We start from the raw sequence: 9,500 nt of genomic DNA on the forward strand, positions 1-9,500 counted from the left end.
GCTCAGCTGTTCACGGCGACGATGCGCTCGATCTTCCAGGACTCATCCGATTTGATAAATGTGAAATCCAGGGGCATCTCTTCCTTGTCGTCTGCGATCAACTTCACGGTCAGGATGATGTTGCCTTCCTGCAGCCGGGGGCGACCAGATTTGAGATTGCGGAAGCGATTGAGCTTCAAGCCCGCCAAGTAGCGAATGAACTGTTGACGGTTCACGTGCTGGCGATAGTTCTTGGTGGTGAGCAAGTAAGCAGCATCGATTCTTCCCGCTGCCACTTGCGTGAAGAACTGCTTGATCAGCGGATTGATGCCACGGGCGCTCAGCACCAGCTTCACCGCCGTGATGGTCCAGTAGAGCAGCAGCGCTCCACCGCCGGCTAATAAAGCCTTGCTACCGATCTCGCGAACCAAGCCCAGTTCCATCGGGGTGCATCCGAATGAGTGCAGATTCTGACTGACTGGATGCAGGAACGAGGCAGACTGAGCCGACTTTCGTGCTGTTTGGCTTCTTTCTCAGTCCCCATGCCCCTCGAGCCACTGCTGCCTTTGTTTCACAGGCTTAATCGAGAACACTTCGATGGCGGCCTGGTGCGGGGCACGGTCCCCCTGGTCTCCTTGCGCTGGAGTGATGGGCGGATGCGCAAGACGGCGGGCTTTTATCGCCGCGGGCCGGCGGTTGCACCGCCTCTTGGTCGGGAGATTGTGCTCTCAAAACCCTTGCTGGATCCTTTGCCACGGTCCGCCACCGAGAGCACCCTTTGTCACGAAATGATCCATGCCTGGGTGGACCTGGTCTTGGGGCAACGGGAGAGTCATGGCCCTTGCTTTCGGGCCCAGATGGAGGCGATTAATTCCTCTCAAACTCGATTCAAGGTGAGCATTCGCCATCGTTTTCCGGTTCAGCAAAGCCCCCCGCGTTGGATTGCCATCTGTCCGATCTGTGAACAGCGGACTCCCTATCGGCGCCGGGTCAGGCAAGCGGCTTGCAGGTTGTGCTGTGATCGGCATCATGACGGTCACTGGCATGTGAGTTGTCTACTCAGCTATGTACCTGCCCCCGCTCAGGATTGAGATGGATTTGTTTCTTTGGGTCCTAGAAGCTGGCGGGGTGTCGATTGCATTGATCGGTTGGCAAAGGGAGCGTTGGCTGCAGCAGCGTCGTCGTTAAGGTCAGGAGATGGATGGACGTTTTCAACCTCGGCAGCGCATTCAGGGGCAGCGCAGTCAGGATGTTGGTGATCGGCGATTGGATCAGTGGCTTGAAACCGGCCGCCAGTTGGTGGATGGTGTTGCTGGCACGCGACCTGGGCGAAGGCCTGGTGGAGGAGCCCGTCCTGGCATGGATCTCGAAACCGTGGGTCGCTGGGTCGGCGACAAGATCGATTGGCTGATGGACGAAGAAGAGGACTGGAGGGATCCGGTTCAACCACCCCTGCGGGCTGAATCGCCTGTTGCATCAAGCCGTAAGCGACCTCTTGATGCGATCTCACGGCGGGTGAATGTTGCACCGCTGCCTGAGCCTGAGTCCTCCTATGGGGAGGATGACAACAGTTGGCCTGATGACGAAAGTTTCCGCGTGGAGCGCTGGTCCCGGTCTGCATCCCCCCCATCAACGGCGTCTCCATCAACGGCGGCATCGCCCCAGCCTCTGTCCCGTGGTTCCTCCAGGCGCCCCTTGCCTCGTTCCAGCCGGCGAAGGGACTGATCGCTGGGACGTTTGCTCTCTAACCTTCTGAAAAGACGTTGTCTGTATGAGCAATTTGGTGGTTGTGGGCTTTCCAAAAGCTCAAGAAGCGGAGGAGGTGCGCCGCGAGCTGGTCACGATCCAACAGGAGCATTTGATTGCTCTTGAGGATGCCGTGGTGCTTGAGCATGGAGAAGACGGCCATGTGCACTTGCGTCAGGCGATCAACATGACGGCGGCTGGAGCGATGGGAGGAAGCTTCTGGGGTCTGTTGATCGGTTTGGTTTTTGCCAACCCGTTGCTAGGTCTCGCCGTGGGTGCGGGGGCTGGTGCCGCCTCTGGATCGCTCAATGACATGGGCATCAATGACAACTTTTTGAAAGAGCTCGCGGAAACCCTCCCTGTGGGCAGCGCTGCTTTGGCGTTGTTAGTGAGAGAGGCCACGCCCGATCGTGTGATTGAGCGTTTGCGTCGCCATGCGCCCCATGCCCGGTTGATCCACACCAATCTCAGCCATACCGATGAAGATCTGCTGAAGGAGCAACTCGAGCGGGCACGCCGGCAGGCCGAAGGCCTCAGGTTGGGTTGATTGAGAGGGTTGATTTAGAGGCTGGTGCTTTCTTCGAAACGTTGGACCTGAAAGCGACAGCCTCGATGGCTGAGTTGATGGTTCACCTCTTCGATCAAATCAAATGGCAGATCTTCGGCCATTTGATCTGGGCTCGTGGAGACAGAGGCCGATCCCTCTTCCATGGCTTCGAGCAAGGTCACCCACTGTGAAATCTGTTCGCTGCGATGGATGGGGCGGTTGCCATGCTTGGAAAGCACAGCGGCGCAGATCTCAACGTTCCAGCGGTTTGAGGTGCCGTGCTGATATCTGTTATGGCTTTGAGCGGCACCGGCTGTGATGGCTGCTTGGGTTGGATGGCCGTTGTGGTCGCGCCATCCCTCATGGTCGAGAGCGTGGCCGCAATGTCTGGCTGAAAGCCCAAAGCGGCGTCCGAGGTCGGACAGGGTTAGCCACTGGGTCGTTGTCATGAAACCATCGCAACTAGCGACATGATCCCGATCGCCTGATTTGCTGCAAGTTGACAAGCACAAATTTGGTGAAAACGCTGGCTTTCTTCATCTAGAAAGATGAAGTGGTTGGCGCGGGGTCGTTCCGAGCCATTCTTCCAAGGCAGGGCTGAACACTTCACGAATCACCGTGAGCTCCCGTCCTTGACGGAAAAAACGGTAGTGGCGACTCCAAAAGGGTCCAGAGCAGCCAAACCGTTTTTCAAGCCAGGGTTCTTGTACCAGCGCTAAACCATCCACCTCGCGGAAGAGCTCAGAACGACCCTGCGTGAGGCTGAGCCAGATCGGCAGGTTTCGGTCTTGCAAGTGTTGGTTGGCTTCGTCCTGGTTCCACCAGCTTTCAGCCCAAGCCAAGGTTTGCCCTCCACAACTCAACCAAACCTGACGGCGGAGGAGGGGAGGGGTGAGTTCCTGCACTTCGCGGGGGCAGCCAAGAGAAGCTTGTCCCACAGGTTCTTCCGCCATGGCAATCAGTTGCACGGCCACTGGATGTCCTGTGAGCAGGCGCATGTGACGGGTTGGACTGCCGTCTCCTAAAAGCATCAATCTCCAGGGGCCCGGCAATTCACCTGGGTCATCACCGGCCACAATCGTTTCGGCAGGTGCCTCCCAGAGGCAATGAGGAGAGGGCAGAAGCTCTGCGGTAGACGTCATAGAGCACCTCCTGCGATTAAGAGTTGGCTTTGTTCGCTGAGTGATTCATTTTTCAAATTTAGTATTTGCAATTTATTCAGCAGATTTTTTAATGGCGTAGCCGTACAAGATGTGGCAACTGTTTTGTTGAGGCCCACCCTAACTAGTGCGTCTCTCCATTATCCGACGCACCTCCCGCAATTAGGAATGGCCTAACTGTGTTGGCATGGCGGCTTACAGCGACTGTCTTGCCGTCGGGAGTGTTTCTTTCTCCTGAGGTGGCTTGTAGGCGAACTGGGGCCATTGGTGGGGGACTTGTCCTGGAGTTTGTTAAGTAGCAAAACCGCTGGGATAAACTTCAATCAAAGCTCATGAAATACTGCTCAATGATTTAATCAAAAGACTTATGAGAATAATTGGGAATAATTTAGGGCTATTGACTAGGGATTGAAAAGAGAATTTGGATCATATTGGTTGAGACAAGTCTTTTACGCTCGCCATCACGAATGAGAGGTGGTTTTCAGAATTAGAGAATTGCGGCCGCAATTGTAATATCGTCAAATTGCTCTGCACCATTCATGTGCAAGTCCACTTCCTTGACAATCGCATCACGGAGAGTAACGGCTGTGACTTCGGGGCTTTTTGATTTTATTTCTTTGATTAAATCAACTAATCGTTGATGACCATACGATTCGCTGTTTAAGTTTCTGCTGTCAATCACCCCGTCTGAATAACCAACTAAGATAGAACCATCTGTAAAAGGGAGGCTGCTCACCTTGTATGTGGCTTCTGGAAAAAGCCCTATGGCTGGGCCGGAGACTTCCAGTGAATGTTGATTTCCCTGAGCATCTAAAAAGATGGGTTCTTCATGCCCTGCGAGAACGTAATCTAAACGCTTGCTTTTATTGCAGATGCAGGCAATAAAGACTGTTGCAAACATAAGCATATCCTCATGCTCTGTACTCATATATTTATTAACGCTTGAGATGACTTCGTCCAAAGGTTCAGAATCGGAAGGATCAGCACAGAAGTTTTCGGCTGAATATCGAATCAAGCTTCTGAATACAGACATGAACAGCGCAGAACCAACTCCTTTATCGCAGACATCTGCAACAACGATAAACGTTTTATTGTCAAGGTCAAAGGCGTCGTACCAATCCCCTCCTGCATTATATGCGGGCCTCATGAACAAACTTATGTCAGGTCGCTTAGATGGTGAGCGATCACCAAGAAAACATTTTTGAATGTTGCCTGCTGTGTTCAGTTGCTTTTGAGCAATGATGTTTAACTCTTCAATCTTTAGTTTGTCTTTGCAAATCACTTCTGTCCTCTCATTGACCTCACCCGCTAATTCTTTGATTTCAGATATAGGAGAAAGCTGCAATCGTTTCTGCTCTTCAGGTACTTGTTCACCCTTAGATTTCGTTGAGGGCAATCCATGAAGAACAAAGCGAAACTCTTTGCCAAGTAGCCAGGCAATCATAGTACTTAAAACAATTCCGATTAAAAAACTTATGTTTAATGTAAGCAGGGAAAGGTTGTAAAAGTTGCCAATTTGTTTAAAGTATTTTCCTGCGGGGTAAATGATGATTATTTTTTCGTCGTCCTTGAATAATGTTGCTTTTAAATAGCTGTCCTCGGCACGGCTGACCCATACACTAAAGGTTTCAGCAGTGTTGTCTGGGAAATATAATTGAACTTTGTTGGCACTTCCACTGTATAAATTATTGATAATTCTCCCAAATAGATTTCTTTCGGTTACATCCACATAGTTTTCAGGGAGGTTCCCCTGATTGTGGGCAAGAGGACCTGAGGCATATAATTCTTGGTTAGGGCCTATTTTTGTCCAGAAAAAAGTAAACTCTCTTTGGTAGTCCAGCATGGATTGAGCAACGTCGCTAATGGGGCCTTTGGCATCAACATATCCTTCAAAAAGAACGCCCGACCTGTATTCAAACGTATTATTGATTGCATCTGCTTTTTGCTTGATTAAGCCTACGTAAAGCCCCCTTATGGTAAACAGTGAAGACAGAACAATAATGCTATATATAATTACTATGATAAGAGCTTGGATTGAAATAGTTGTTGAAATGGGCAAACGTTTGTTTCTGAAAAGCGTAACTGTTGCGTATATAGCGTAAGCAACTAATATATTTAATGTGCCACTTACGAGGGATTTTTGTGCAATTAGAAAAGCTTCATTGGCATCTAGGCCAAGCAAGTACTTGTGAGCCAAATAGTAAAGTGGGCTTCCCAGTAAGAGCCAAAAAGCAAAATCCCATATTAAAACCGTACCCTTTTTGAGAAATGTATCCCCGTTTTTGCTATTGATTATTAATGATAAGATGATGGCTTCTAATATAAAGATATATCCTGAATTAGGATGGCCCCATAATATGTAAGTGCTTATAGCTATTGGGATGCTAATGACGACTCCCCACCAACCTCTAGCTAGAAATAAAACTGCTAAAGCTACGCTCATCCCAAAAGTAATATTGATACCCATGAACATCTCGTATGGATTGAGAGTCAGGATGGGAGCCAACACCGCAGCTAAAAGGATTAGCCATGGTGTGTGTTTTGAGTGAATACTTTTCCCCAAGAGAAAAAAGGCATATTGACCATTGTAGTGCGTGTGGTGCCCTTTCTTTGATTTTCTTATTTTCTACTCGCATTCCCGGTTGTTTGGTGAATTAGTACAGTCTCTAAATTATTAGCTTATGGATGTCAGCAATTTAGATTCTTGAGTATCTTTATGGTGATCCGGCTGATTGGCTCAAGGGCGCCAAGTCCGCAGAGAAAGGCTCCGCTTAGTAATGCGGCTTCTTTAAAAGAACGAGCCATGGCAATTAGGGCAGAACCCATGACTAACGCTCCAAAAAACTCTAAACGGAATCTTGAGATCCAGTATTGATATGTGCTTTATGTATTAATCGTCAGACGCTTTTGCTGCGCTGATTTCACTCAACTTCATGAAGTTCCTGGCAGAAAGGTTGAATCCCCCAGCTTTGTCGGGCGAAAGGCTATGTTCCTGCGCTTTGATTTACTGATCTAAATTTATAAATATCCAATGAGAGAAGAATTGTTTCTCTCTTCTGGGTATATAAGCTTATGGTTGCTCGGATTTCGGCTTGATGTCTTGCTCTTGAGGCTCCTGTGTCGAGATCACGGATCCAGATCTGTGACCTACATCAGTGCCCCACTCTTGGCATGTGCTCAGTGCGGCGATGTCTAATGAAGAAGTGGTGCGGGGTCAATCGCCATCATCTGCCCATTTTTGAATCGACGTAGCTCGAAGTGGAGATGAGCCGTACTGGCATGGCCACTTTTTCCTACATTTCCTATTGGCTCTCCCGTTTGGATGAGTTGGCCAGGTCTGATTCGAGCACTGAGTAAATGGCCGTAAAGGGTTTGCCAGCCATTGCCATGATCAAGTAAGACAGTTAGTCCGTATCCAGAAATAGGTTGCACGATTAATGCTTTTCCGGAGAGTGCAGCCAAAACTCCTGTTCCGGCGGGTGCGATTAGATCATGTCCTGTATGCAAGCGCCACTTGTTTCTATGGTCTGAAAATCGCCAACCGTAAGGACTCACTTCCTGGGCAAGCTTGGGAAGCGGGTATTCGAGTCTGATCCTCTCTCCGCGTCTGATCGGCCACAGGCGTTGAGGGAGAGGTCTGACTTTTGGCCCCAGAAGAGCAAGGTCGGAGACGCTTGTCAGTATGGGCGTATCCCTTGGTCGTGAAGGTTTGGCATCAGCATGGGAGCTGGCAAGACTTGCGATCAGCACGAGGGCCAATGTCTGTTGATTCACTGGCTGCAAGCACAATGAACACGTTGTATCTCTCATTCGTGACGATGCAACTCTGCAAAGCAGGTGGTGCGATGCCTTGTAAGTAGCTAAAAGTGCTTATCAGTGACTCTCTTTTTCGAAATATATTTGCTTTTTGTCTGAATTTTTTCTATCCAAATATATATTGTTGGCTATCTGATTGGATCTCTATATCTAGAAGGTACCTCCGATCGAAAGGGATTGTCGTTGTCCGTTGCGTTCAATCACGGCACCGTTGCTGGAAAGGCTCAGCAATGACCAGCCACTGTTGCCGATGCTTTCGCCAGGAGTGGCAGAGAGTGATTGATTGTTTAATTGGAAGATTGCCGATCCCCCCATTTCGGAGTGGACAACTCCCACGAGAGCGGGCTGACTCATGGGCGCTTGCGCTGCAGGACCTGCCTCTGAGCTGGTGGGGGAGGCGCCGGATGGGGCTGTGATTGGCGCAATCGCTGCACTGAGTGGCAGCGTGAGTGGTTCGAGGCTGGGCAGTGTGGCGATCGCCTCAGGTTCGGCCTCAGGTTCAGCCGGTTTGGGAGGTGTAGAGGGAGAGGGGGTGGCGCGTGCTTTCAGCTTCTCTGTGAGAGCCAGATTGCGCTCGCGATAAAGGGCTTGTTCAGAGAGGTGCCAGCTGCGTGCCAGCCAAGCACTGCAAAAGAGGGCGCCAAGCGTCATGCCAAACAGGGTGAGCTGCTGCCAGGGCTGTTTGCTGCGACGCGTTGTTGGCAGGGGATCCGTCACTGGGTTGTTAGTGGGATCTGGGGCCGGTTCCACTTGAATTTCAACGGCCTTCAACGAGGGTTCCGCTGCGTGGAACACCTGATCCATCACCTGTTCAGCGCGCAGATTCCAGTACGCCGTGGATGTGGGAAGGCGAGAGGGCACTGCAAACCTTTGGTTGAGGCAAACCTATCGAGAGTTGGCGGTGCTGGCGAGGCCTTCACTCTTTTGGGATCGGCGCTTTTGCAGCTCTAGCCAAAGCAAGAGGGCCGTGAGATCTGCTTGGCTTACGCCAGGAATGTGGGTGGCCTGGCCCAGCGTCGTGGGTTGAATGGCAGCCAGCTTTTCGCGCGCTTCTCGCGACAGGGTGCCGATGCTGGCGTAATCAAGATCGGCAGGGAGTTTGCGCAGGCTCTGGCGTTTGACTTGATCAATTTGCTGTTGTTGGCGTTGCAGGTAGCCGCTGTATTTGATATCGATTTCGGCGCCCTCTCTCACCGCTAGGGGAAGTTCGGCATCGGCCAGGCCATGGCGCACGAGATCTGAAGAGTGGACGCCTGAGCGACGCAAGAGATCCGCGAGCGTGATCGAGCCTCGGATCGGAGCTCCGCTTTCTTTTTCAATGACTGGTGCGACAGGGTCGCTGACCTTGAGGCGAACTGTTTCGAGGCGCTGCTTTTCGTCCTCCATGGCCTGGAGCTTGTCGTGGAACAGCTGCCAACGCCGGTCGTCAATCAGTCCAAGCTCACGGCCCAGGGGGGTGAGGCGCCTGTCGGCGTTATCCCCACGCAACACCAGCCGGTACTCACTGCGGCTGGTCAAGACCCGGTAAGGCTCGCGTAAGTCTTGGCTCACCAGATCGTCGATCATCGTGCCGATGTAGCTGTTTTCCCTGGGGAAATGCACGGGCTCTTGGCCTCCGATCAGTCGGGCGGCGTTGAGGCCAGCCACCAGGCCTTGGGCCGCGGCTTCTTCGTAGCCAGTGGTGCCGTTGAGTTGCCCGGCACTAAACAAACCCCGTACGCGTTTGGTTTCGAGGGAGGGTTTGAGTTGGGTGGCGGGAAGGTAGTCGTAATCCACGGAATAGGCCGGCCGAAGCATCACGCATTGCTCCAAGCCCGGCAGGGTGCGCAGCAGGTCCAGTTGGATGGTTTCTGGCAGCCCCGTAGAGAAGCCCTGCACGTAAATCTCTGGGGTGTCGCGTCCTTCTGGCTCCAGGAAGATTTGGTGCGAGTCTTTGTCGGCAAAGCGCACGATCTTGTCTTCGATCGAGGGGCAATAGCGCGGGCCTTTGCTGTCGATGATGCCGCCGTAGATCGCGGTGAGATGCAGGTTGTCTTTGATCAGTTGATGCGTTGCTGCTGTGGTGCGGGTGATGTGGCAGCTCATCTGTTCGCCGCTGGCCCAGGCCGTTGGGTCAAACGAAAAGAAGCGATCAGCGGCATCACTGGGTTGTGCTTCCAATTGGTCGAGCGCAATGCTGCGCCGATCCACCCGTGCCGGGGTGCCGGTTTTGAGTCGGTCGGTGTGGAATCCCAGCTGCTTCAAGGCGTCGG

At 51.9% G+C, this 9,500-nt stretch carries 10 protein-coding genes; 3 read left to right on the plus strand and 7 right to left on the minus strand.

The annotated features are described in order from the left end of the window. Positions 1 to 2 precede the first annotated feature (2 nt). Positions 3 to 422: a hypothetical protein gene (locus tag DXY38_RS09285; RefSeq protein ID WP_006854171.1), complete on the minus strand. Its 420-nt coding sequence runs from the start codon at positions 420 to 422 to the stop codon at positions 3 to 5. A gap of 99 nt (positions 423 to 521) precedes the next feature. Between DXY38_RS09285 and DXY38_RS09290 the strand changes: the two genes are divergently transcribed. The 3 genes from DXY38_RS09290 (at position 522) to DXY38_RS09300 (ending at position 2,272) form a co-directional block, all read left to right on the plus strand. After that, a complete protein-coding gene (locus DXY38_RS09290; protein WP_170952907.1) occupies positions 522 to 1,070 on the plus strand; it encodes a SprT family zinc-dependent metalloprotease in 549 nt (182 codons plus the stop codon). 106 nt (positions 1,071 to 1,176) lie between these two features. Further along, positions 1,177 to 1,704 (plus strand): RNA helicase, encoded by a 528-nt coding sequence (locus tag DXY38_RS09295; protein ID WP_115071401.1) that lies wholly within the window; start codon positions 1,177 to 1,179, stop codon positions 1,702 to 1,704. Positions 1,705 to 1,750: 46 nt separating this feature from the next. Then, positions 1,751 to 2,272, plus strand: coding sequence for a DUF1269 domain-containing protein (locus DXY38_RS09300; RefSeq protein ID WP_006854167.1), 522 nt, complete (start codon positions 1,751 to 1,753; stop codon positions 2,270 to 2,272). 14 nt (positions 2,273 to 2,286) lie between these two features. On the opposite strand, the gene DXY38_RS09305 is transcribed toward DXY38_RS09300, so the two are convergent. The 6 genes from DXY38_RS09305 to mnmG form a co-directional block, all read right to left on the minus strand. Further along, positions 2,287 to 2,721 (minus strand): hypothetical protein, encoded by a 435-nt coding sequence (locus DXY38_RS09305; RefSeq protein WP_115071402.1) that lies wholly within the window; start codon positions 2,719 to 2,721, stop codon positions 2,287 to 2,289. An 87-nt stretch (positions 2,722 to 2,808) separates the two neighbouring features. Further along, positions 2,809 to 3,414, minus strand: coding sequence for a chorismate lyase (locus DXY38_RS09310; protein WP_170952908.1), 606 nt, complete (start codon positions 3,412 to 3,414; stop codon positions 2,809 to 2,811). A gap of 505 nt (positions 3,415 to 3,919) precedes the next feature. Beyond that, positions 3,920 to 5,938 (minus strand): PP2C family protein-serine/threonine phosphatase, encoded by a 2,019-nt coding sequence (locus tag DXY38_RS09315; protein WP_136988097.1) that lies wholly within the window; start codon positions 5,936 to 5,938, stop codon positions 3,920 to 3,922. A 686-nt stretch (positions 5,939 to 6,624) separates the two neighbouring features. After that, positions 6,625 to 7,206 carry a M23 family metallopeptidase gene (locus DXY38_RS09325; RefSeq protein WP_244279080.1) on the minus strand — a complete coding sequence of 194 codons (582 nt, stop codon included), beginning with the start codon at positions 7,204 to 7,206 and terminating at the stop codon, positions 6,625 to 6,627. A 192-nt stretch (positions 7,207 to 7,398) separates the two neighbouring features. Continuing rightward, positions 7,399 to 8,109 carry a DNA polymerase III subunit beta gene (locus DXY38_RS09330; protein WP_244279081.1) on the minus strand — a complete coding sequence of 237 codons (711 nt, stop codon included), beginning with the start codon at positions 8,107 to 8,109 and terminating at the stop codon, positions 7,399 to 7,401. Positions 8,110 to 8,133: 24 nt separating this feature from the next. Beyond that, a partial coding sequence (gene mnmG, locus DXY38_RS09335; RefSeq protein ID WP_115071425.1) for a tRNA uridine-5-carboxymethylaminomethyl(34) synthesis enzyme MnmG occupies positions 8,134 to 9,500 on the minus strand: 1,367 nt, incomplete at its 5' end.

This window comes from Synechococcus sp. UW179B (genome assembly GCF_900474245.1).
Taxonomy (GTDB): Bacteria; Cyanobacteriota; Cyanobacteriia; order PCC-6307; family Cyanobiaceae; genus Synechococcus_C.